Source organism: Mesorhizobium sangaii, from assembly GCF_014207355.1.
Classification (GTDB): Bacteria; Pseudomonadota; Alphaproteobacteria; order Rhizobiales; family Rhizobiaceae; genus Mesorhizobium; species Mesorhizobium sangaii.
Window position 1 is genome coordinate 21,613 of the sequence record NZ_JACHEF010000004.1, and the last position, 24,288, is coordinate 45,900.

Below are 24,288 nucleotides of genomic sequence, written 5' to 3' on the forward strand. Positions count from 1 at the left end.
TTTGGGACACGGACCCTTCTCCCGCTCACGGAGGAGAAGAGTGTTGCGTCAGACTTATTGCACCGGCTTCAGGCGCAGCAGATGCATCAACCGCATGCGGTTGTTGTCGTGGTTCTCAGGGTTCATCACCGGTTCGTCCTTGGTCACCCAACCGGTGAAGCGCTTGGTCGAATACTGATACCAGGTCGGTCCGTTGAACACCGGCACGACCGGGAAATTGTCGGCGATGATCACCTGCACCTGGTCGAACAGCTTCTTGCGCTCTTCGTCGGTGGTCGCCTTGCGATAGGCGTCGAACACCTTGTCCAGTTCCGGATCGGAATAGCGCGACGGCGCACTGGTGATGCGACCGGCAAAGGCCGTCGACAGTGACTGGTAGTAGCCGCGGAACGGCGTCGGTCCGTCGGCGCGGGAGTTCATGACCGCATCGAACGAGCCGTCGAGAATCTGCTTTTGCCACTGCTCGTATTCCGGCGTCGCCACCGAGGCGTTGATGCCCGCCTTGCGCAGGCCTTCGGTGGCGATCTGCACGGCGTCGATCCAGTCGGTCCAGCCATTGGGAACGATGATCGAGAAGGCGATCGGCTGCCCCTTCGGCGTGGTGCGCATGCCGTCGGCGCCCTTCTTGTAGCCGGCGTCGTCAAGCACCTTGTTGGCCTTGTCGACGTCGTAGGTCATCCATACGTCCTTGTCGCCTTCGGCCGCCTTGTTGCGCCAGGCGTCGAAGCGCGGCGGCAGGCCGCTGGCGTGCAGATTGACCACCGGATAGCCAAAGCCGGCAATGTCCACCATCGCCGTGCGGTCCATGACCAGGCTGAAAGCGTGGCGGAAATTGATGTCGTTGAAGGCCTCGGCCAATGCCGGGTTGGCGGTCTTGAAGTTCACCTGGAAGGCGATGGTTTCCGCCGGCGGCTGCCAGTAGCCATTGTGGTCCTTGTCGAGCGCGACATAGGTCTTGTCGATCTCGGGTAGGAACGAGCCGATCCAGTCCATCGAGCCTTCCGGCAGCAATGCCAGCATCTGGTCGTTGCCGGAGATCTGCGGCAGCTTCAGGCAGTCGACATGCAGCGAGGCGGCGTCCCAGTAATTCGGGTTGCGGCATTGCTCATAGACCTGCGGCGTGAAGCGGCGGATCTCGGTCATCGGGCCCGAGCCGATCGGCTTCTCGTTCTTGAAAGCGAGCGGATCGGCGACATCCTTCCAGATGTGCTCGGGCACGACAGGGAAATCGGCCATCGATTCCGGGAAGTGGGTGTCGACATCCTTCAGCGTGATCTTCACTTCGGTCGGCGAAGGCGCTTCGACCGAGGCGACGCTGCCGCCGACGCCGACAATGTCGACCGCCGGGTTCTTCAGCATCAGCTCGAGCGTGAATTTCATGTCGGCCGAGGTCAATGGCTGACCGTCGGACCATTTGACGCCGTCGCGCAGCGTGTAGGTGATCGATTTCAGATCGTCGGAGAATTTGTATCCCGTCGCCAGCCGGAAGATCGGCTTGCCGCTGTCATAATCGTTGAAGATGACCAGAGGCTCGTAGACGAAATCCATCGTGCTCTGGCGGCGCCCGCCAAGGTCGAAGGGGTTGAAGTTCTGCACCCAGCTCGTCTGCTCTTCGATGTGCATGGCGAGCACCGATTCGGCGGACGCCGGTCGCGCGCCGAAGGAGAAAGTCGTGGCGATGGTCGCGGCGACGAAAGCCGTGCCGATCAGCAGGCGCCGACGTGAAACAGCCGTCGACGGGTCTTGCAGAGAACGCATATGCGGGTCTGGCAGCCTGGCAGTCATACTTCATCTCCCATTGTTGATCGGCATTTCCGCCTCTTCGGGCGAGTAACGTAAATCAATTTGATTTAATCCTAGGAGGTAACGGGGGTCAGCGTCAACGGCTCTGTTCGGCCGTCCCCATGAAGCATGCTCCCGCTCTGTCGAAACGTGCGGCAACGACGGAAGGGTTTTGTCGGCGGAAGGAACCTGGATCGCGATGCCGAGGGATCGCGTCGAGCCCCTTCCCACGTGCTCAACGCACAGATCTCACAGTGCGATCATTGTGATGGGATGGCTTCCCTCTCCGCCGCCGGCGGAGAAGCATCAAAGCTCAGACATCGCTGTTTTCGAAGGCACCGATGCCTTGTGCGATGAGGTTGGTCGCCATGACCAGCGAGACGATTGCCGCGGAATTGAAGACGACGACCCACCATTTGCCGCCGGTCAGGAAGCCGTAGCCGTCGGCGACGGCCAGTCCCCAATCGGCGGAAGGCGGCTGGATGCCGAGGCCGAGAAAGCTCAGCGTGGCGATCGAGAAGAACGCGTATCCCAGCCGGGTGACGAGCTCGACGAGGATCGTTTCCCGAACATTGGGCAGTATCTCCAGGAACATGATGGCGAGCGCACCCTCCCCGCCGAGCCGGGCGGCGCTGACATAATCGCGCTGCTTCTGCTCGCGCACGGCGGCCCGAACGGTCCGCGCCACCAGCGACGCGTAGGCGATGGCGATCACAAGAACAACGGTCAGGTTCGATGGGCCGATCGCGACAAGCGTCATGGTGACGAGAACGATGAACGGAAACGCCATCAGCGTGTCGAGCAGCCGGGCCCCGATGGCATCGACAAGGCCATCGAAATACCCGAGCACCAGCCCGATGATGCTGCCGGCGGTGACGCCGGCAAGCGTGGCCAGCGGCGCAACCAGCAGGATATCGCGCGATCCGACGATGATGCGGGACAGCACGTCGCGGCCGAGCTGGTCGGTTCCGAACCAGTGCACGGCGTCGGGCGGCGTCAGCATCGCCAGGAAATCCTCGGCATAGGGATCGTAGGGAACGAAAAGATTGCCGAACAGCGCGCACGCGATCCAGAACAGCAGCACCAGCGAACCGACCACGACCGACGAAGGCAGTCCGGCAAAAGCGCTGCGGACCCTGCGCGCTGCCGCCAAGCCGATCACGGCGCGCCGCGGTGCGGGAAACTCCGCCAGGTCCGTCATGACGAAGCTCTTCGGCGTTGTCGCGGATCGAGCAGCGCCAGCACGAGGTCGCCTGCCGCAGCCGACAGCACGAATATTGCCGCCATCACCAGCACACCGGCTTCAAGCATCGGGAAATCGCGCGCCTTGGCCGCGTTCAGAACCAGATTGCCAAGGCCCTGGATGCCGAACAGCGCTTCGATCACCACCAGCCCGCCCAACATATAGCCGGTCTGGGTCGCAAGCACCGCGATGGTCGGCGTCAGCGCATTGCGCAGCACATGCCGAAAGATGATCTCGCGCCGCTCGAGCCCCTTCAGCACGGCGGTGCGTGTATAGTCAGCGGCCATCGCCTCGATCACGCCTGCCCGCGTCATGCGGGCGATATAGCCGGCAAGATTCAGCACCAGCGGCAGCGCCGGCAGGATCAGATAATAGCCGTTCGTCCAGATGCCAGCGCCATCGGGCGCGACGCCCGAGATCGGGAACCAGTTCAGCCACAGGCCGAAAACAATGAGCAGCATCAGGCCGGACACAAAGTCCGGGACAATGCCGAAGGAAACGCCCGCCATCACGATCAGCCGGTCGATGAAGCGGCCTGCATTCAGACCGGCGACGACGCCGGCGCCGACCCCTAGCGGAACAAGGAAAACCAGGATTATGCCGGCAAGCGCCGCCGAGCGCTTGAGGCTTTCCAGCACGAACGGCGCCACCGGTCCGCCCATAGACAGCGAGCTGCCGAAATCGCCGGTGAGCGCGTTGCTGAACCAGCGCCAGTACTGGATGAGCACGGGCTGGTCGGCGCCGAGCCGCTTGTTCAGCTCCGCCACCGCTTGCGCATCGGCAAAGGGCCCGAGCATGACGCGGCCGACATCGCCGGGCAGAACCTGCCCGGCAAAGAAAACCAGTATGCTGACCAGCCATAGCGCGAGCAAAAGTGTGCCCACGCGGGCCGACACGGTGCGGCCACTCACCATCGCGTCTCGCCGCCTTGCTTTGAACGAGTCCCATCCCGACGCAATGGGAATGGGACGCTATCTCCGCGCTCGATCATCATGCCTGGACGAAGGTAACGCGGTCGAGCAGCAGGTGCGAAATCGCCGTGAAGCGCACGCCCTCGACCTTGGTGCTGGTGATCCGGCTGTACTGCGAGAAGTAACTGATGATCGCCGGCGTTTCGTCAAGCAGGAGGGTCTGGATCTTGCCGGCGGCAAGGCGCTGGGCGTTGAGGTCGCGTGCCTTGGAGTAGTCGAGCAGCAGAGCGTCATAGGCCGGGTTTTTGAAATGCGCCGCGTTCCAGGCCCCCGAACTCTTCAAGGTCGCGTTGAGGAAGATGTCGGGCGTGCCGCGATGGCCGTAATCGGTGATGCCGAGGACCGAATCCAGCCAGGGCGAACTGCCGAAGGTCGCCGAGCCGTAGTAGGCGTCCTGCGGCAGCACATTGAGCTTGACGTCGATGCCTGCCTTCTTGGCGAAGTTCTGGATGATCACCGCATAGTCGGGAATGTCATAGGCGCGCTCGGTGGTCAGCGTCACCTCGAAGCCGTTCGGCACACCCGCCTCGCCCAACAGCCGCTTGGCCTCGGCGATGTCCTGCTTGCGCTGCGGCACCGACGAGTCGGCGGAGAGGAAGATCGGCGCGAACGGGGTGTCGTTGCCGACAATGGCGCGGCCTTTCAGCAGCCCCTTCACGATCGCCTCGCGGTCGAGCGTAAGCGCCAGCGCGCGACGGATGCGCTTGTCGGTGAACGGCGCCTGGTCGGTCCGCAGGTGCACCTGATCATGCGAGCTTGCCTGCACGCTGAGGAGCTTGAAATTGGGATTGCCCTCGATCGCCAGTTCCAGCCGCGTCGTGCTCGGGATGACGTCGAGCTGGCCGGCCTGCAGCGCCAGCACCTGGGCCTGCTCGTCGTCGAAGAACTTGATCTCGACCCGGTCAGGCAGTGCCTTCTCGCCCCAGTAATCCGGATTGCGCACGAAGCTCGCGCCCTGCTTGGGACGGAAGGATTCGAGCTTGAACGGGCCGGTGCCGTTGAAGTTCTTTTCGAAATCGCCGGCATAGTCGGCCGGCAGGATGACGGCGTTGTAGACGTCGGAGGAGACATAGAAGGGGAAGTTGCTGTTCGGACCGTCGAGGTCGAAGGCGACGGTTTCGTCGTCGACCAACTTGGCGCCGCCCTTGGACAGGATGCCCTTGTAGGCCGACAGTGCCGACGAGCCGCTGGCCGGATCGACAAGCCGTTCGAAGCTCGCCACCACGTCCTTGGCGGTGACCGCGCGGCCATCGTGGAATTTCACCCCCGGACGCAATTTGAAGGTCCAGCGGCTGGCGGTCTCGTCAGCCTCCCAGGACAACGCGAGCTTCGGCTGCAGCCCGTCCTTCGGATCGTCGAGGATCAGATATTCACCGACCTGGCTGATCACCCCGATGCTCGCCGGATCAGTGACCGAGACGGGATCGATCGCCTTGGTCGGCTGGCCGAGCCCGACGCGGACAATGCCGCCGGCGGCGGCTGCGGCGCGCGCGCCTGCAAGTCCCTGCGAGGCGGCAAAGCCGGTCAAGCCGAGCAGTGCGGCGTATTTCAGCAGATCGCGGCGCTTGAGAAAGCCGCCCTGATATTCGTCGACGGCGACATTCCAGATGTCCCCCGACAGATTGCGAAGTGCGTCGATATCTCTGTGTTTGGTCATGTTTAAACCCCAGTTTGAAATGACAGTTGAAAAGATGCTCTATGCGACGGGTTCGCCGTCGAGATGGATGCGATCCACGGCCTGCGGATAGAAGGCGACGAGGCCCTTGATCTTGGGCATCTCGGCGATCGTGTCGCGGTAGCACCAGGCGATGTCCGGGCGCACCGAACCATCGCTCAGGAGCCCGGACCAGTAGGAAGCGATGCCCTTGTAGGGACATCGCGTCGTTGTTGCGGAAGCCGTCAGCCGCTCCAGATTGATGTCATCGGGATGCAGGTAGAAGCGCGTCGGCAGATGCGTCTCGAACAGCAGCACCGGACGGTGGCTGTCGGCGATCGGCTCGCCGTCGAACCAGACCTGCACATGGCTGGAGCTTTGCAGCACATCGATGCGCGCATAGGGATCGCGGGCATGGACGAAGACCTCTTCGTCCTCCTCGAACCACTGGTCGACGAGCTTCCAGGTGAAGGCGATGCGCCCGGCGAGCGGCGACAGGTTTTCACCCGGCGGGGACACGAACGACCAGGCCGCGTTGGCGCTCCGCCTGTCGCCGGTGTCGACATCCCAGTAGGCCGTGTCGCCACCGACCGCGTGCGGCTCGCGATGCAGCGAGGACTTCAGCACCGACGCGTCGACCGACGCCACCGGGAAGAAATAGATCGGCAGGAAGTGGTTGGAGCGCAGCACCAGCACGTTGCGGCTGTCGGCGATGGTGCGGCCGCCGAATTTGACGCGCACGCGCTTGGGGCTGTGCAGGACATTGACGAGATGCGGGGCGGTCGCTTCGCGCGGCTGCAGTCTGGGTGCGGCGGTCATCATCGTTCTCCGGGGTCAGGACACGGCGCGCGCATTGTCGCGCTGTTCGGCGAAGCGGTTGGCGGGCCGCGCCAGGCCGAAGCGGTCGCGCAGTGTTCCCGGCGCGTATTCGGTCGGGAACACGCCGCGGCGCTGCAGCTCCGGCACCACCTGCTCGGCGAAATTCACCCAGTCCTCGGGCAGCAGCGGGAACATCAGGTTGAAACCGTCGGCGGCACCCGAGACGAACCAGTCCTGCAACTGGTCGGCAATCTGCTTGGGCGTGCCGGCGACGGTCGGCACCGAACCGCTGTTGGCGAGCTTGCGGGCAATCTCGCGCAGGCTGAGATTCTGCTTTGACCACTGCTTGACCCTGTTGAGCGATGTGCGTCCGCCATTGAAGGTGCTCTCGTCCGGCAGCTGCGGCAGCGGCCCGTCCGGCGGATAGACGGAGAGATCGATGCCGCTCCAGCTCGACAGAAGGTCGATGCCGACCTGGTCGGGAAGCAAGGTCTGCAGATACTCCTGCTTTTCCCGGCCTTCCGCCTCGGAGGCGGCGACGATCGGCAGGATGCCAGGCAGGATCTTGAAGCTCTCCGGCCGCCTGCCGTGGCGGGCCAGGCGCTCATTGATGTCCTGGCGATACTTGATGCCGTCTTCCCTGGAGCTGAAGATGGCAAAATGCACATCGGCCTGGGCGGTGGCGAAGTTCTTGCCGTCCTCGGACGAGCCCGCCTGGACGATCAGCGGATGGCCCTGTGGCGGCCGCGAGACGTTGAGCGGTCCGCGCACCTTGAAGTGCTTTCCCTTGTGATCGATCAGGTGGACCTTGTCGGGGTCGGCGAAATAGCCCGACGCCTTGTCGATCAGCAGCGCCTCGTCTTCCCAACTGTCCCACAGTGCCTTGACGATATCGAGGAATTCGGCCGCGCGCTCATAGCGGAACGCATGTTCGATATTGCCGTCGCGGCCGAAATTGCGCGCCTCCTCGTCCATGGCCGAGGTGACGACGTTCCACGACGCCCTGCCCTTGCTGATATGGTCGAGCGAGGCGAACATGCGCGCCACATTGTAGGGCTCGCTGTAGGAGCTCGACGCCGTGGTGATCAGGCCGATATGCCTGGTCACGCCGGCCAGCGCCGACAACAGCGTCAAGGGCTCGAGGCGGGCGTTGGCGTAGTGGGCAACGCCGCTCTTGACCGAATCCCAGATCGACACGTGGTCGGCGACGAAGATGGTGTCGATCTTTGCCCGTTCGGCCGCCTGCACGAGATCGCGGTAGAAGTCGAAGTCCAGCACCTCCCGGCCCGGCGCCCGCGGATGGCGCCACGACATCCGATGATCGCCCTGCGGGTTGAAGAAAAATGCGCTGAGGATCATGTGATCTCGAGCCATGCCGGCCTCCTTCCAAATCTTCTCTCCGGAGACTGTCGCGCTGTTCTCTACAGGCTGCGACAATCTCTCCTGAGGGGTGAAAGGTAGATTGCGCTCCGGCTTAATTCGAGTAATTTTATAGAGATTATGTATTGCGAAAGCGGAAGCGATTGCCCTCGATGGCCGCGCTGGAAGAAAGTGGTTTCAAGCTCCCAATGTCCTCCTCGGTGCTCAACGTCGATCAGCTTTCCATCGCCTATGACGGGCGCAACGGATCGCATTCCGCCGTCAGCGGCGTGTCGCTGCACATAGGTCAAGGCGAGGCACTCGGCCTGGTCGGCGAGTCGGGATCGGGCAAAAGCTCGGTGGCGCTCGCTATCCTGCGCTATCTGCCGAAAAACGCCCGCATCGCGGCGTCGGCGCTGGAATTCCAGGGCCGCGAAATCCGCGATCTTTCCGCCGAGCAACTGCGCCAGTTGCGGGGCAACCACATCGCCACCGTCTACCAACACCCAGGTGCAGCCCTCAATCCAAGCATGACGATCGGGCGGCAGATCACCGAGACGATCATGCGGCATCGCCCGGTTCGCCACGACGAGGCCCGCGCGCGCGCCGCCGAACTGTTAGAGCACGTTCGGGTGAGCCGTCCCGACCGGGTGCTGGATCTCTATCCGCACGAATTGTCCGGCGGCATGCAGCAGCGTGCCAACATCGCCATTGCGATCGCGCTCGACCCGTCGCTGCTGGTGCTGGACGAGCCGACGACGGCGCTCGACGCCAGCGTGCAGTCGGAGATCATCGCCATCCTGCACGACCTGCGCAAGGATCACAAAACCAGCGTGCTTCTGATCAGCCACGACATCAACATGATCCGCCGCTCCTGCGACCGCGTGGCGGTGATGCAGTCGGGAACGGTGGTCGAAAGCGGCGTCGCCGCCGATGTCTTCGACAACCCTCGCCACGCCTACACCAAGGCGCTCATCGCCTCGATCCCGGCCCTCAACTACACCAAGCGGGACGGCAGACTGGCGGAGACCGACGGACCCGGTCTGGCAGCGCACCCGACAGCCAACGATGAAGCCGCCGGCGCGCGGAAAGAACGCCAGATCGCGATCGCCTGCAAAGGCATCAGCCATGCCTTCGGCAGCCAGCCAGTGCTCAGCGATATCGATCTCGACATAGGCCAGGGCGAGACGTTCGGGCTGATCGGCGAATCCGGTTCCGGCAAGTCGACCTTGGCAAGGATCGTCACCGGCCTGCAGAAACCGGACGCCGGATCGGTCGAACTGTTCGGCAGGACGGTCGCGCCGCGCGTCGAGCAGAGAAACCTTGCCGAACGGCGCGACGTGCAGATGGTCTTCCAGTCGCCGGATCGCACGCTCAACCCACGCCAGCGGATCGGCAGGATCCTCGGCCGTCCGCTGCGCCGGCTCGCCGGCCTGCGCCGCGGCGAGGTGAGAGCCCGCGTCAGCGACCTCTTGCAGTCGGTTCGCCTCGCCGGCACCACGGCCGAGCAGAAATCGCGATCGCTGTCCGGCGGCCAGCGGCAACGGGCGGCGATCGCGCGGGCCTTCGCCGGCGTGCCGAAGGTCGTCGTGCTTGACGAACCCACCTCGGCACTCGACGTCTCCGTCCAGGCGACCGTTCTCAACCTGCTCAACGACCTACAGCGCGACAAGGACACGACCTATCTGTTCATCAGCCACGACCTCAGGGTCGTGCGCTACATGGCCGACAGGATCGGCGTGCTCTATCGTGGCCGTCTGGTGGAAACCGGTTCATCCGACCAGATCTTCCGGGGCCCCAATCACCCCTACACGGAACTGCTCCTGGCCGCGTCCTCCGATGAGGCCGCGCCGACTCCGGTGGCGATCGAGGCGGCCGGTACGCAAAGCAAGGGATGTTCCTTCGCCGACCGCTGCCCCCTGGCCCTGCCAGACTGCAGAAAGGCCGAACCGCCCGCCAGGCAGGTCGCACCCGGCCACCTAATCGCTTGCTGGCGGCAGGGTTCGTGAACGGATTGTCGGCATTCCAAACACGCGCAACAGCCTGTTGCCTTCAGGCACAGTGCGATGCCGTCATTGGCTCTTGAACGGCCAAGCCGGACCCGCGTAACATCACGCCATCTGAACTGAGTCTGCTCTATTCATCCGGGCTAATGCCCGGATTGGGTTGGATATTTTCCTTTGAATACGCTTGCAATCGGCAGCGCGCCGGAGCGCGGCAAATCGTTTGCCCATGTGGCCGAAGCCTCGTGGGGAAAGGGCCTCAGCACGTTGCTCCGGATTGTGCGCTTGACGCTGCGCCATCCCTGGCAGGTCGCGATCACCCTCGTCTCGACCTTCATCGCCGCAACGCTGCAGCTCTTCATTCCACGCTTGCTGGGACGAGCCATCGACCAGGCGCAGGGCGTCATGACCGCCGGGGTCAGTACCGCGGCCGAGCACGCGCTGTGGAACACCGCTTTGACGCTGCTCGTCGTCAGCATCCTGCGCGGTCTCTTCACCATGGCGCAGAACTATTACGGCGAGGCCGTCGGCCATCGAACCGGCTATGAGCTGCGCCTGGCTTTCTACGAGAAGATCCAGCGCCTGAGCTTCTCCTACCACGACCGGGTCCACACCGGCGATCTGATCACGCTCGGCCTGCTCGATCTCGACGGCGTGCGCATGTTCTTTGCCACCGGCATCCTGCGCGTCGTCCTGCTCGGCGTGCTGATCGGCGTCGGCGCCTATCTCTTGATCAGCACCGATCTGGTGCTCGGGCTGTTGAGCCTGAGCTTCGTGCCGTTCGTCGCCTGGCGCTCCTCAGTCACCCAGCTGGCGCTGCGCAGCACCTGGCTGACCTTGCAGCAGCGCCTGTCGGTGCTGAGCAGGGTGATGGACGAGAACCTCGGCGGCATCCGTGTCGTGCGCGCCTTTGCGGCGCAGCGGCATGAGCTCGATAAATTCGACCGCGCCAAGCAGGATGCGCTCGACCTCGCCAACAAGCGCGTCGACATCCGCGTTGGCAACACCAGCGCCATGAACTTCTCGTTCCTCGCCGCCATGGGCCTGGTGCTCTGGTTCGGCGGGCAGAAGGTGATTGCGGGTCAAATCAGCGTCGGCACGCTGGCCCAGTTCCTTACCTTCATGACCATCCTGCAGATGCCGGTGCGCCAGCTCGGCCTGATGGTCAATTCCTTCGCACGCGCCTCGACCTGCGGCACCCGGCTGTTCGAACTGCTCGACGCCGAACTCGACATCAAGGACGCGCCGGGCGCCAGGGACCTCGTCGTCACCGAGGGCGTGCTGCGCTTCGACAATGTCGGTTTCCGCTACGCTGGCGCGGGCGACCGGCCGACGCTGTCCGGCATTTCCTTCGAGGCAAGATCCGGCGAGACCATCGGCATCGTCGGCCCTCCCGGCAGCGGCAAGTCGACCATCGCGCACCTGATCCCGCGCTTCTACGACGTCACCTCGGGCAGCATCACCATCGACGGCCAGGACATCAGCAAGGTCACGCTGCAATCGCTGCGCAAGGCCGTCGGCGTGGTGCAGCAGGACGCGTTCCTGTTCACCACCTCGATCGAGAACAACATCGCCTATGGCAATCCCTGGGCACGCGAGACCCGTATCGGGCAGGCAGCCGAGTTCGCCCAGTTGCACAACTACATCATCGGGCTTCCCGCCGGCTACACCACGGTCGTCGGCGAACGCGGCGCGTCGCTGTCCGGCGGCCAGCGGCAGCGCCTGACCATCGCGCGCAGCCTGATGTTGCGGCCATCGGTGCTGGTCTTCGACGATTCCACCGCGGCCATCGACGCCGGCACCGAGCAGCGCATCCGGGCGGCGATGAAGCGCTTCGCAAAAGATCGCGTGACGCTGATTATTTCGCACCGACTGAGTTCGCTGATGCATGCCGACCAGATCCTGTTTGTCGAGAACGGCCGGATCGTCGAGCGCGGCACGCATGAGCAGCTGCTGGCGCTCGGCGGACGCTATCGCGCGCTCTACGACCTGCAACTGCGGCCTGAGGACGATCGGCCCACGGCTCTGGGAGCCGCGTGATGTCGGCACAGAACGACGACGAGAAGGAAGACACCAGCGGACGGCCGACAAAGGCTGTCGTCGGCTCGCACCGCGACGAGGAAGAGGTTTTCGGCAAGGCGTACGATCCTCGCATCGTGCGGCGTATCTGGAGCTTCGTGAAGCCGTATCAGAGCCGGATTTTCATCTCGGTCGCCGCAGTGCTGGTGTTCACGCTGACGCAATTGGCGATCCCGCTGGTCATCCGCTACGCCATCGACCACGGCATGGCGGCAGGCAGGCTCGACCAGTCGGTGATGATCTCCGCGATCGGCACTTTCACGCTGATCATCCTCATCAACTATGCCGCCAGCCATGTACAGGAAAGCGTCGTCGGCAAGGTCGCCGAGAACGTGCTTTCTGACCTACGCCGCGCCATGTTCAGCCACCTGCAGCGCGTCTCGCTGAGCTTCATGGACAAGACCGAGGTCGGCCGGCTGATGTCGCGCCTGCAGGGCGACGTCAATTCGATGCAGGAATTCCTCGAGACGTCTGTCATGTCGGTGGGCGATATCGTGCTGTTGTTCGGCATCGTCAGCGTGCTTTTGTGGCTCGATTTCCGGCTCGGGCTGCTGACGCTGTCGACCATGCCGGTGCTGTTCATCGTGCGCCTGTTCTGGCTGCCGCGCGCCAAGGTCGCCTTCATGGCCGCGCACGAGACCAACTCGATCGCCAACGGCGCGCTGGCCGAGGGCATCCATGGCGTGCGCACTGTGCAGAGCCTTGAACGCCAGCACGTCAATTTCGACCTCTACGACGAGAAGGTGCTGGCCAATCTCAATGCCCATTTGACGTCGGCGAAATACGCGCAGGTGATGGTGCCGATCGTCGACACGCTGACCGGCATCGCCATGGCGACGGTCATCGTCGTCGGCGGTTCGATGGTGCTGTCGCACAGCCTCGACGTCGGCGTCATGGTGGCGTTCCTGTTCTACATCCAGCGCTTCTTCGACCCGATCCGCTCGCTCACCATGCAGTACAGCGTCATGCAGCGCGCCATGGCTTCGGGCCAGCGCATCTCCGAAGTGCTCGACGTGCCGGTGGACGTCAGCGACAAGGATGGCGCCCTGTCGCTGTCGCGCGACATGGATGGTTCGGTCGAGTTCAGGAACGTCACCTTCGGCTACCGGCAGAACCTGCCGGTGCTGAAGAACATCTCCTTCCGCGTCAATCCGGGCGAGACCGTTGCACTGGTCGGCCCGACCGGGTCGGGCAAGTCGAGCTCGATGGCGCTGGTGCACCGGTTCTACGATGTCTGGTCAGGCCAGGTTCTGGTCGGCGGCCATGACGTGCGCGACCTGACCCAGGATTCGCTCGGCGATCAGGTGGCCATGGTGCTGCAGGAACCGTTCCTGTTCTCCGGCTCGGTTTTGGAGAACATCCGCTATCACAAGACCGGCGCCACCCGCGACGAGGTGGTCCGCGCCGCACAGGCCGTCGGCGCGCACGACTTCATCGAGAACTTGCCCGATGGCTACGACACCGAGCTCGAACAGCGCGGCGGCAATCTCTCACTCGGCCAGCGCCAGCTGATCAGCTTCGCGCGGGCGCTGGTGGCCGACGCCAAGATCCTGGTCCTCGACGAGGCCACGGCCAGCATCGATTCCTACACCGAGATGCTGATCCAGAAAGCGCTGATAAAACTGCTGGAAGGCCGCACCGGGCTGGTCATCGCCCACCGGCTGGCCACCATTCGCGGCGCCGACCGCATCATCGTCCTGCAGAACGGCGAGATCGTCGAAAGCGGCAACCACGAACAGTTGATGGCACGAAAAGGGCTCTACGCCCGCCTCTACAACATGAACTACGCCTCCTTCGACGACATTTCGGAAGGCGAGCTGGAACTGGACGCGGCGGTCGGCAAGGCGACATGACCTGGTTGGTCGAATGACGACAGCCGATTTTTTGGCTTCGGGCCTTAACTTTCGCGGTGTGGTTTTTACATCTTAGGGGGCTGGAGACGATCGAGCTTGAGGAGGCTCCCGTGCAGCAACCAGAAGACATCGCCGCCCGCCGATTGGGCATTCTCATCGAGCAATATGTCGAAGCGCGCAAAAAGCGCTACGACTATGTGTCGACCGAGCAGGCCTATCTGGCCATCCGGCAGATCCTCAAACCCGCCATTTCTGATCGGGAACTGGACGACATGGTCGCCTCGCTTGCCGTCAAGAACGGGCTGGCCGTCGTTTTCGATCGCCAAACCAAAGCGCCTTTCGACGATATTCCTCCACCGGCAAGGAGATAGTTAGGCTGGCCCATCTGTGATTTTCAGGTGGCCAAGCGAATCCGCTTGCCACGAAGCCTCACTTAATACCATGTTAAGTGAACCTTGAGATCACCATGAAAACTGTTGCGGATCACGCACTCAACGACAACGCCGCAACCGGCGCGGAAGCCCGCCGTTCCACGGTGTTGGGCGATCGCATCAAGGCCTATCGCACCGCGCGACGCCTGACGCTGCGCCAGCTCGGCGACTTGATCGGCACCACCGCCAGTTTCCTGAGCCAGCTCGAGCGCGGACTTTCGGGAGCTAACACCAGCACGCTGATGCTGATCGCCAATGCGCTCGGCATCGGCCTCGCCGATCTTTTCGACGAAAGCGAAGTCTCGCCGCACGCGGTGCTGACACGCGCCGAACGACCCGCGCTGCCGACCAGCGAAGGCTACCGCAAGACGCTGCTGTCGCGCCGGCCAATCCGCGAGATGGAAGTCTATTGCGGCGAATTCGCCGTCGGCGGCTCGACCGGCGACCTGCCCTACACACATGGCAACGCGCACGAGATGTTTTTCGTGCTGCGTGGCCGGCTGCAGCTGACGCTGGGCGACGAGTGCTTCATCCTCGAAGAGGGCGACAGCATCGAATATTCGACCTCGACGCCGCACAGGACCATCAATGTCGGCGACACGGTGGCCGAAGTGCTGTGGATCATAGCGCCGTCGACAAGCGGCGCCGTCGATCTCGACCAATATGTGGCCCGGAAATCGCTCGCACCCGGACTGCCAAAATCAAACAGCGAGTCATCGGAGGGTTAAAAAAATGGGAAGCAGATCAATAGTGTCCGGGCTTGTCGGCGCCGCCGCACTGGCCTTGATTTCAGCCGCAGCGGCTCATGCGCAGAGCGCGCCGCCGGCCGGCACCGTGGTGGACGGGTCGCTGAAAGGCAAGACGCTGACCTTCGTCTCCTATGGCGGCATCTACCAAGACGGCCAGGTCGCCGCCCTCAAGGAATTCGTCGACAAGAGCGGCGTCAAACTGCTGAACGATGGGCCGACCGAAATCGCCAAGCTTCAGGCGCAAGTCGAGTCCGGCAATGTGACTTGGGATGTCGTCGATACCGACGATTTTCCGCCATTCGTGCATTGCGGCAAGCTGTTCCAGAAGCTCGATCTGACCAAGCTGGACGTTTCGCACATTCCGGCCGGACAGGTCGGCGAGTGCAGCGTGCCGGCGATGAACTACGGCACCGTGTTGATGTACAAGACCGCGACCTACAAGGACAACCCGCCGAAGGACTGGAAAGATTTCTTCGACACCAAGAAATTCCCTGGCACCCGCGCCATCGACGGCAGCGGCAGCCCGATCGGCGGCCTGATCGAACAGGCCATCCTGGCTGACGGCGGCTCGGTCGACAACATGACGCCCGCCGACATCGACAAGGGCATCGCCAAGATCAAGGCGATCGGTCCGGACACGATCTTCTGGAAGACCGGCGCCGAGTCCCAGCAGCTGGCGGAATCCGGCGAGGCCGACATGATCATCATGTGGACGGGCCGCGCCATGACGGCGGTCAAGAACGGCGCTGCCTATACGCCGGTGTGGAAGGACTGGCTGGTCGTCATGGATCAGCTGACCATCCCGGTCGGGGCCAAGGACACCGACGCCTCCTATGCGCTGATCAACGCCTATCTCGGCAAGAAGTCGCAGGAGGTCCTGACCGAGCAGACATCCTACTCGCCGATCAACACCGAGGCGCAGCCCAAGGTGGATGCTTCGGTCGCCGCCTTCCTGACCAACACGCCGGAACACGCCAAGCAGGGCTACCAGCAGAACATCAAGTTCTGGGTCGCCAACTTCGCCATCGCGTCCGACAAGTGGACGGCGCTGATGGCCGGCAACTGAGCCGGCCGAACGCCAAGGTGAACGTGTGAGCCAGACATCGCATACGCTGGCGGCCGGGGGTGACAATCCCCGGCCGGCGGGTGGCGTGCAGGGGCCGCAACGGCGCCTGCGCCTCGCCGCCTATCCTTCGCTGCTGGCGATGCCCGCCTTGCTCCTGCTTATCGCGGCGATGGGCTATCCGCTGCTGACCGTCACGCTGCGCAGTTTCTCGGACCCCGCCTGGGGAATGCAGAACTACGTCTGGTTCTTTTCCACGCCGGTGAACGTCACGGTTCTGTGGCGCACCTTTTCCATTGCCGCCTGGGTCACCATCGTCTGCGTCATCGCCGCCTACCCCTATGCCTACCTGATGACGGCGGTCGGGCCGCGCATGCGACTTGTCCTCATCCTATGCGTGCTGGTGCCGTTCTGGGTCAGCGGCGTGGTGCGCACATTGGCCTGGGTCATCCTGCTGCAGGATTCCGGCATCATCAATTCGCTCATCAGGCTGCTCGGCTTTGACAGCGTGAAGCTGATCCGCACGCAGACCGGCGTGGTGATCGGCATGGCGCAGGTGCTGCTGCCCTTCATGATCCTGCCGCTCTATTCGGTCATGCGCGGCATCGATTTGCGCCTCGTGCAGGCGGCGCGCAGCCTCGGCGCGCGGCCCTCGCTTGCCTTCCTGCAGATCTATCTGCCGCTGTCGCTGCCTGGTGTGTTCGCCGGCGCCATCATCGTCTTCATCCTGTCGCTCGGCTTCTACATCACGCCGGCCCTGCTCGGCGGACCCCGCAGCACCATGCTGTCGACACTGGTGCAGAGCCAGGTGCTCAGCCTGCTCAACTGGGGCCGTGGCGGCGCCATGGGTGTCGTGCTCCTGGTGGCGACCTTCATGCTTCTGGCGCTCGCCGCGCCGCTGATGCGCCAGCGCCACAAACAGGCGTCCAGATCATGAGACTGGCACCATTCCGCATTCTGCTCGGCCTGTTCTGCCTGCTGGTTGCCGTGTGGCTGGTGATGCCGACGCTGGTCATCATCCCGATGTCGTTCAACGAGAAGAAGTCGCTTGCCTTCCCGCCATCCGGCTTCTCCTGGCAGTGGTACGAGAATTTCTTCACCAACCCCGACTGGCTGACCAGCTTCTTCAACTCCCTCAGGGTCGCGGGCCTCGTTGCCGTCGCCGCCACGCTCATCGGCACGCTGGCGGCGCTCGGCCTCAGCCGCATGAAACATTCCGGCGCCGGCCTGCTGCGCGCCATCCTGATCACACCGATGATCGTGCCCGGCGTGGTCCTGGCAATCGGCATCTATGCCGTCTATCTCGACTACCATCTCGTCGGCACCACCACCGGCTTCGTCATTGCGCACACGATGCTGGCGATTCCTTTCGTCATCATCGCCGTGTCGGCAAGCCTCGAAGTCTTCGACGTGCGGCTGGAGACGGCGGCGGCAAGCCTTGGCGCCGACCGCTTCACCGCGTTCCGCACCGTGACCTTGCCGCTGATCGCGCCCGGCATCCTTTCGGGGCTGCTGTTTGCCTTCGTCACCTCATTCGATGAAATTATCATCGCGCTGTTCATCACCAGCCCCTATCTGAAGACCTTGCCCGTGCAGATCTTCACCAGCATCACCCGCGACGCCGACCCGACGGTGACAGCCGTCGGAACGATCATCTTCATTGCCACGACGCTGGTGATCAGTGCCGGGCTGATCATCAGCTCGAAATCGACGAGGGGTTGAGATGGCTGCGTCCAACAGCAAAGAACGTGGCGCGGCCATCGACATCAAGGCCGCAACCAAGCGTTACGGCAAATTCACCGCGCTCGACGACGTCAGCCTTCACATCGAGCCGGGCGAATTCATGACGCTGCTCGGCCCCAGCGGCTCGGGCAAGACCACCACGCTCAACGTCGTGGCCGGCTTTACCGACCTGACCTCGGGCGACCTCGCCGTCGGCGGCAAAAGCATCGTCGCGCTGCCGGCGCACAAGCGCAACATCGGCGTCGTCTTCCAGCACTACGCACTGTTTCCGCACATGACCGTCGGCAAGAACGTCGCCTATCCGCTCGCCCTGCGCGGCATGGACAAGCAAGCGCGCGACCGCCATGTCGCGCGCGCCCTGGACATGGTCAAGATGGCCGACTTCGCGCATCGTTATCCGGCCGAGCTTTCCGGCGGCCAGCAGCAGCGCGTGGCGCTGGCGCGCGCCATCGTCTTCGATCCGCCGCTGCTTTTGATGGATGAGCCGCTCGGCGCCCTTGACAAGAAACTTCGCGAATGGCTGCAGCTGGAAATCAAGCGCATCCACCGCGAGCTCGGCACCACCTTCGTCTATGTGACGCACGATCAGGAAGAGGCGCTGGTGCTCTCCGATCGCATCGCCGTGTTCAACCAGGGACGCATCGAACAGGTCGGAACCGGGCGTCAGCTCTACGACGAACCGGCGACATTGTTCGTGGCGAAGTTCATCGGGGAATCGACCAGTTTGCGTGGTGATGCCCAGACGTCGGGCGGCGAAACCAGCCTGACCATCGCCGGTCAGAAGGTCGTTGCCGGCGGCAAGCTCGCCAGCGGCCAGAAGCCGGTGGTGCTGCTGCGGCCGGAAAAGCTTTCGCTTGCCAGAACCAACACGCCTCCCGCCGCCGGGCAGAACAGCCTCACCGGCCACGTCAGCGAAGCGATCTATCTGGGCTCGGGTTCGAAATACCAGGTGACGCTCGGCGATGGCTCGGTCGCCATCGTGCGCGCGACGCTGGAGGCCACGCCTTTCTCGATTGGCGACAGGGTCGATCTGCGCTGGTCGGTCGTCGATGCAAAACTTCTTGCCGACGACGACCGCGCCGACATGACGATGACCTGATCGCTCTTTCCCCCGCAGGATTTTTAGACATGGACGCCAAAGTCAACGGCAACATCTCGTTCTGGTATGCCGACATCGGCCTGCCAGCCTATCGCGCGCCGCTTCCGGGCGACCTCGAAGCCGATGTCTGCATTGTCGGCGCGGGCTACACTGGCCTTTGGACGGCCTACTATCTGAAGAAGGCCGATCCTTCGATCCGCATCGCCATGGTGGAAAGGGAATTCGCCGGCTTCGGCGCGTCCGGCCGCAATGGCGGCTGGCTGTCCGGCGGCTTCAGCTGGTCACGCGAGAAATACCTGCAGACATCGACGCGCGGCGCCGTCATCGACATGGAGACCGCCATGCACGGCACGGTCGACGAAGTGATCGCGGTGACCGAGGCCGAAGGCATCGATGCCGACATCCGCCGCGTCGACAATCTGACGGTTGCGACCAACCCGCCGCAACTGGAGCGGATCAAGGCGGCCTATGCGGATGCGGTCGGCTGGAGCGTCCCGCGGGAGCGTGTAAGCCTGATCGGCGAGGCAGAGGCCAAGGCCCGCATCAACATCAGGAATGTGCTTGGCGGTTATGTCCACCACGGCACCGCGCGCGTCCAGCCGGCCAAGCTGGTGCGTGGACTGTCCGAAGCCGTCGAACGCCTTGGCGTGCCGATCTACGAACAGACAATTGTGACCGGCATCGAGAAGGGCAAGGTCACCACCGATCGTGGCACGGTGCGCGCGCCCATCATCATCCGCGCCACGGAAGGGTTCACGGCCGGCATACCAGGCAATGAGCGGCTCTGGCTGCCGCTCAACAGCGCTCAAATCATCACCGAGCCGCTGCCGCAATCGCTGTGGGACGAGATCGGCTGGGACGGCCACGAGCTCCTGGGCGACGCAGCGCACGCCTATTGCTATGCCCAGCGCACCCGCGAAGGCCGCATCACCATGGGCGGGCGCGGCGTGCCCTACCGCTACGGGTCGCAGACGGACGTGCGCGGCCAAACCCAGCAGGCGACCATCGAAAGCCTGCACGCGATCCTCACCCGCCTTCTGCCGCAGACCAGCAAACTTCGCATCGACCACGCCTGGTGCGGCGTGCTTGGCGTGCCGCGCGATTGGTGCACGACGGCCGGCCTCGACCTTGAGACCGGCATCGGCTGGGCCGGCGGCTATGTCGGCCTCGGCGTGTCGAGCTCCAACCTTTCGGGCCGGACGCTGCGCGACCTCATCCTGCGCCGCGACACCGAGCTGACCCGCCTGCCCTGGGTCAACCGCCAGGTCAGCAAATGGGAGCCCGAGCCGATGCGCTGGCTTGGCGTCCACTCGATGTATCAGCTCTACCGCATTGCCGACGAGCGTGAGGAAGCCGGCCTCCAGCACACGTCGAAACTGGCAGCCATCGCCGACCGCATCACCGGGCATTGAGCCCTGCGACGTTGCATATCGAGTTGAAAATTTCAGTGCCTGCCCGGAGACCGCCATGACCGACTTCCAGACCTTCGCCCATCTCGCTGCAATCGACCTCGGCGAGCCCGAGCCCAAGCCGACCTCGATCAGCGGTAATCAACTCGAAGCGTCGAGGACGCTGTGGACCTCGCCGGACGGGACGCTCGAAGTTGGCGTCTGGGCATGCACGCCCGGCCGCTTCACCGCCTCGCGCGACACCAATTCCGAAACCTGCCACATCGTGTCGGGCCGGGTCTCGCTGCATGGTCCAGATGGCCGCAGCAAGGAGGTTCGTGCCGGCGAAATGCTGGTGCTGCCGAAAGGCTGGAAGGGCGAATGGACGATCCACGAAGCGACGCGCAAGCTCTACATCCTGCACTTCGAAGCGGCGTGAGCTAGTCGTCGCTCCCAGTGCCGGTCGGCTTGCCTTCTATCGCCTGCCGCAAGGTGTCGTTGATCCGGTCCTGCCAGCCGGGGCCATCGGCCTGAAAATGGTCCAGCACCGCTCGATCGATCCTGATCGAAACGAGCTCCCTGACACCCGGAGCGGCCGAGGGCTCGCGATGCGGAGCAACCGGCTTCTTGACTGGCTTGAAGGCGGCTTCGGCCGCCGTCATCGGATTTGTCGGTCGGCGCGGGGGATTTGCCATTGGGTGACCCTGACTGGAAGACGACTCATGCTCGCCGATGAGGCTGCACGTTTGCGCCACCTTAGCCCAACTGGCGCCAATGCGCAGGCCCATTTGGCCGGGACCCTGTCTTCGATCCTTAACCCCAACCGGCCAGCGACTTTCGCGGCACACGCTGGCGCCGGTCACTCGGCGGCTTGAAGAATTTGTGCGTCGACGATGATCCTGATCTCGGCACGGCAAGAGCCGCAATTCGTGCCGGCATGCATGGCTGCCCCGATCGCCTCGACGCTGGCGCAGCCGCCTCGCACCGCTTGCGCGATCTGGTTGGCGCCGACGCCGAAGCAGGAGCAGACGATGGCCCCGCGATCGACGTCGACCCCGCCCGGCCGCCCGGCCACGATCGCCAGCCTGGCGCGCCGATCGACATGATCGGCGTTCAATTGATCCGCCGCCCAGCCGCGCGACACCGCGACCGGACCTGGCGCTACGAACAGGGCGCCGGCCAAGTGATCGCCGTCGAAAGCGGCGATGCGATGCTGGCCGGCATCGCGGTCGTGATAGGCGAGGATTTCGGCGCCCGGCGGCGTGCCGAACAAGGCCACTGCGAAGCCGGCCCAGTCGATGTCGTCATCGGCAAAGGCGAGTTCGACCCGCCAGCCCCCCTTGCATTTGGCCGCGGCCCAGTAGGTCGCGGTATCCGGCGCCGGCCTCTGCCGCATCACCGCGAAGCCGAAGGCTTTCGCGGCGAATTTCTCGATGCGGGCGGCGACATGCTTTAGCGCCGGCTGGCCGGACACCGGATCGGTCAGCGGCGCGGTCAGGGCGTCGAGCCGGCCCTTTGCGGCGAACTGATCCGTCCAGTGCATCGGTGCAAACAGGCTGCCCTGGCGCTGGCGTGCCGTCACCAGCGCGCGCACCAGCACGTCGCCGCGCGGGCTGGAAACGCGCGCGATATCGGCGTCGCCGATACCGAAGCGCTGCGCATCCGCCGGGTGGATTTCGACGAAAGGCTCGGCAATGTGCTGGGACAGCCGCGGGCTTTTGCCGGTCCGCGTCATGGTGTGCCAGTGGTCGCGGATTCGGCCAGTATTGAGGATCAGCGGATAGTCCTGGCTGGTGCGGGTCTCGACGGCGGGACGGATGGCGATGAAGCGCGCCTTGCGGTCGGGTGTGTAGAAATTGCCGTCGGCGAAGAAGCGGATGGGTTGAGCCCAGCCACCCCCCTCTGGCCTGCCGGCCATCTCCCCCTCAAGGGGGGAGATTGGCAGTTTCGCTGATGGCGCTTGTTCTGCGACGTTAGCAATTGGCGAAAGCGGCGGTGACAGCTGATCTCCCCCCTTGAGGGGGAGATGGCCGGCAGGCCAGAGGGGGGTGGCTGGGCTCGGCGTCGGCCACTGGAACGGCGCCAACCTCTCATACCCCTCCCCATCGACACCGGCATACGCACCAATATCGAAATCCCGCGCGCCATCATTCTCGAACCCCGACAGCGCGGCGTGTTCCGCAAACACCTCCGATGGCGACGCATAGGAAAATGCCTCGGCAAAGCCCATACGCTTGCCGACTTCGGCGACGATCTGCCAGTCGGGCCGCGCTTCGCCGGGCAGGTCCAGAAACGCGCGCTGGCGTGAGATGCGGCGCTCGGAATTGGTGACGGTGCCGTCCTTCTCGCCCCAGGCGGCGGCTGGCAGCCGGACATGGGCATGGCGGACCGTGTCGGTCCTGGCCAGCACGTCCGACACCACGACGAACGGGCAAGCCTTGATCGCCGCTTCGACGGCATCGGCATCCGGCATCGAATCGACGGGGTTGGTGGCCATGATCCACAGCGCCTTGATACGCCCGTCGGCCACCGCCTGGAACATCTCGACCGCCTTCAGGCCGGGCCTTTCGGCAATGGCCGGCGCCGTCCAGAAGCGCTGCACGCGGTCGCGATGTTCGGGATTCTCGATCTCCATGTGGGCGGCGAGCATATTGGCCATGCCGCCGACTTCGCGGCCGCCCATGGCGTTGGGCTGGCCGGTCACCGAAAACGGCCCTGCCCCCGGTGAGCCGATCCGGCCGGTGGCGAGATGGCAGTTGATGATGGCGTTGACCTTGTCGGTGCCCGACGACGACTGGTTCACCCCCTGGCTGTAGACCGTCACGGTCTTAGAGGTCGCGGCGAACAGACTGTAGAAGCGGTCAAGCTCGTCCTCGCTGAGGCCAGTGGCGGCAGCGACGGCGGCAAGATCGAGCGCCGATGCCGCGAAAAGCGCTTGCCCGAAACCGGTGGTGTGCGCTGTGATATAGGCGCGGTCCAGCGCGTTGTGCTGGCCGAGATAGGCGAGCAGCCCGGTGAACAGAGCGACATCGCCATCGGGCGCGATCACCAGGTGCATGTCGGCGATGTCTGATGTCATGGTGCGGCGCGGATCGACCAGCACGATCTTCATCTCCGGCCGCTTTTCCCGAGCCGCGGCGATGCGCCGGTAGAGCACGGGATGGCACCAGGCCAGATTCGAGCCGACCAGCACGATGAGGTCGGCAAGCTCCAGATCCTCATAATTTCCTGGCACGGTGTCGGAGCCGAAGGCGCGGCGGTGGCCGGCGACCGAAGAGGCCATGCACAGGCGCGAATTGGTGTCGATGTTGGCCGAGCCGACAAAACCCTTCATCAGCTTGTTGGCGACGTAATAATCCTCGGTGAGGAGCTGGCCGGAGACGTAGAAGGCGACGGCATCGCGACCGTGCTCGGCGATGGTTTGCGAGAAGGTCGAGGCGACGAGGTCGAGCGCCTCGTCCCAGCCGGCGCGGCGGCCATGGATTTCGGGATAAAGCAGCCTGCCGTCGAGGTCGATGGTCTCGGCCAGTGCCGAGCCCTTGGAGCAGAGCCGGCCGAAATTCGCCGGATGGTCGGGGTCGCCGCGGACGGACACTTGCCCGTCCGCGGCGACCTTCGCCAGCACGCCGCAGCCCACCCCGCAATAGGGGCAAGTGGTCCTCACCTCGCGCGCTGCCTCAATCTCCATGGTTCAGGCCGCGCGGCTGGCCAGCGCTTCCAGCGCAATGAACAGACGCTCGCCCTCGACCCGCACCGGAATGGTGCGCACCGCGCCCTCGTCGGCGCCGAGCGCCTTGCCCGTCTCCAGCGAAATCACCCAATTGTGCAAGGGACAGGTCACCGCCGTGCCATGCACGATGCCTTGGCTCAGCGGCCCGCCCTTGTGTGGGCAATGGTCGTCGATGGCGTAGACCTGATCGTCGGCGGTGCGAAAGACAGCGACCTTGCCTTCCGGCGTGTCGACGCAACGCGCGCCACGGCGGGGGATGTCCGACAGGGAGCCTATTGATACCCAGTTCATTTGTTTCATCCCTGTTTGCGCGTGTTCTTGA

The 24,288-nt window shown here is 64.1% G+C and carries 20 protein-coding genes; 11 read left to right on the forward strand and 9 right to left on the reverse strand.

Annotated features, from left to right (window positions below; all coding sequences use genetic code 11):
• Positions 1-54: 54 nt before the first annotated feature.
• The 6 genes from HNQ71_RS20185 to HNQ71_RS20210 form a co-directional block, all read right to left on the reverse strand.
• On the reverse strand, positions 55-1,785 hold the full coding sequence (locus HNQ71_RS20185; protein ID WP_246461695.1) for an ABC transporter substrate-binding protein: 1,731 nt from the start codon (positions 1,783-1,785) through the stop codon (positions 55-57).
• Between the two features lie 310 nt (positions 1,786-2,095).
• Entirely contained in the window at positions 2,096-2,983 is an 888-nt protein-coding gene (locus tag HNQ71_RS20190) for an ABC transporter permease (RefSeq protein ID WP_184874428.1), read from the reverse strand.
• A complete protein-coding gene (locus HNQ71_RS20195; RefSeq protein WP_184874429.1) occupies positions 2,980-3,939 on the reverse strand; it encodes an ABC transporter permease in 960 nt (319 codons plus the stop codon). Before HNQ71_RS20195 ends, HNQ71_RS20190 begins: the two co-directional genes overlap by 4 nt.
• 76 nt (positions 3,940-4,015) lie before the next feature.
• The gene (locus HNQ71_RS20200; protein ID WP_184874430.1) at positions 4,016-5,653 is read right to left on the reverse strand and encodes an ABC transporter substrate-binding protein; all 1,638 of its coding nucleotides are present in this window, start codon (positions 5,651-5,653) and stop codon (positions 4,016-4,018) included.
• A 39-nt stretch (positions 5,654-5,692) separates the two neighbouring features.
• On the reverse strand, positions 5,693-6,469 hold the full coding sequence (locus HNQ71_RS20205; protein ID WP_184874431.1) for a DUF427 domain-containing protein: 777 nt from the start codon (positions 6,467-6,469) through the stop codon (positions 5,693-5,695).
• A 15-nt stretch (positions 6,470-6,484) separates the two neighbouring features.
• Positions 6,485-7,843, reverse strand: coding sequence for an LLM class flavin-dependent oxidoreductase (locus HNQ71_RS20210; RefSeq protein ID WP_184874432.1), 1,359 nt, complete (start codon positions 7,841-7,843; stop codon positions 6,485-6,487).
• A gap of 158 nt (positions 7,844-8,001) precedes the next feature.
• Here HNQ71_RS20210 and HNQ71_RS20215 point away from each other — a divergent pair, with 158 nt between their 5' ends.
• The 11 genes from HNQ71_RS20215 (at position 8,002) to HNQ71_RS20265 (ending at position 20,675) form a co-directional block, all read left to right on the forward strand.
• Positions 8,002-9,837, forward strand: a complete 1,836-nt coding sequence (locus HNQ71_RS20215; protein ID WP_246461714.1) for a dipeptide ABC transporter ATP-binding protein — start codon at positions 8,002-8,004, stop codon at positions 9,835-9,837.
• A 171-nt stretch (positions 9,838-10,008) separates the two neighbouring features.
• On the forward strand, positions 10,009-11,871 hold the full coding sequence (locus HNQ71_RS20220) for an ABC transporter ATP-binding protein (RefSeq protein ID WP_184874433.1): 1,863 nt from the start codon (positions 10,009-10,011) through the stop codon (positions 11,869-11,871).
• On the forward strand, positions 11,871-13,763 hold the full coding sequence (locus tag HNQ71_RS20225; RefSeq protein ID WP_184874434.1) for an ABC transporter ATP-binding protein: 1,893 nt from the start codon (positions 11,871-11,873) through the stop codon (positions 13,761-13,763). Before HNQ71_RS20220 ends, HNQ71_RS20225 begins: the two co-directional genes overlap by 1 nt.
• A 110-nt stretch (positions 13,764-13,873) precedes the next feature.
• The gene (locus HNQ71_RS20230) at positions 13,874-14,134 is read left to right on the forward strand and encodes a hypothetical protein (RefSeq protein WP_184874435.1); all 261 of its coding nucleotides are present in this window, start codon (positions 13,874-13,876) and stop codon (positions 14,132-14,134) included.
• Between the two features lie 95 nt (positions 14,135-14,229).
• Positions 14,230-14,922 (forward strand): helix-turn-helix domain-containing protein, encoded by a 693-nt coding sequence (locus HNQ71_RS20235; protein ID WP_184874436.1) that lies wholly within the window; start codon positions 14,230-14,232, stop codon positions 14,920-14,922.
• A gap of 4 nt (positions 14,923-14,926) precedes the next feature.
• Positions 14,927-16,009 carry an extracellular solute-binding protein gene (locus tag HNQ71_RS20240; protein ID WP_184874437.1) on the forward strand — a complete coding sequence of 361 codons (1,083 nt, stop codon included), beginning with the start codon at positions 14,927-14,929 and terminating at the stop codon, positions 16,007-16,009.
• 25 nt (positions 16,010-16,034) lie between these two features.
• A complete protein-coding gene (locus HNQ71_RS20245) occupies positions 16,035-16,943 on the forward strand; it encodes an ABC transporter permease subunit (RefSeq protein ID WP_184874438.1) in 909 nt (302 codons plus the stop codon).
• Positions 16,940-17,728 carry an ABC transporter permease gene (locus HNQ71_RS20250; protein WP_184874439.1) on the forward strand — a complete coding sequence of 263 codons (789 nt, stop codon included), beginning with the start codon at positions 16,940-16,942 and terminating at the stop codon, positions 17,726-17,728. Before HNQ71_RS20245 ends, HNQ71_RS20250 begins: the two co-directional genes overlap by 4 nt.
• A 1-nt stretch (position 17,729) precedes the next feature.
• The gene (locus HNQ71_RS20255) at positions 17,730-18,848 is read left to right on the forward strand and encodes an ABC transporter ATP-binding protein (RefSeq protein WP_184874440.1); all 1,119 of its coding nucleotides are present in this window, start codon (positions 17,730-17,732) and stop codon (positions 18,846-18,848) included.
• A 29-nt stretch (positions 18,849-18,877) separates the two neighbouring features.
• Positions 18,878-20,260: an NAD(P)/FAD-dependent oxidoreductase gene (locus HNQ71_RS20260; RefSeq protein ID WP_184874441.1), complete on the forward strand. Its 1,383-nt coding sequence runs from the start codon at positions 18,878-18,880 to the stop codon at positions 20,258-20,260.
• A gap of 55 nt (positions 20,261-20,315) precedes the next feature.
• A complete protein-coding gene (locus tag HNQ71_RS20265; RefSeq protein ID WP_184874442.1) occupies positions 20,316-20,675 on the forward strand; it encodes a cupin domain-containing protein in 360 nt (119 codons plus the stop codon).
• 1 nt (position 20,676) lies between these two features.
• Here the strand turns inward: HNQ71_RS20265 and HNQ71_RS20270 are convergent, their stop codons facing one another.
• The 3 genes from HNQ71_RS20270 to nirD form a co-directional block, all read right to left on the reverse strand.
• A complete protein-coding gene (locus HNQ71_RS20270) occupies positions 20,677-20,931 on the reverse strand; it encodes a BrnA antitoxin family protein (RefSeq protein ID WP_184874443.1) in 255 nt (84 codons plus the stop codon).
• Positions 20,932-21,095: 164 nt separating this feature from the next.
• Entirely contained in the window at positions 21,096-23,924 is a 2,829-nt protein-coding gene (locus tag HNQ71_RS20275) for a nitrate reductase (protein WP_184874444.1), read from the reverse strand.
• A 3-nt stretch (positions 23,925-23,927) separates the two neighbouring features.
• Positions 23,928-24,257, reverse strand: a complete 330-nt coding sequence (nirD, locus tag HNQ71_RS20280) for a nitrite reductase small subunit NirD (RefSeq protein ID WP_184874445.1) — start codon at positions 24,255-24,257, stop codon at positions 23,928-23,930.
• Positions 24,258-24,288: the final 31 nt, after the last annotated feature.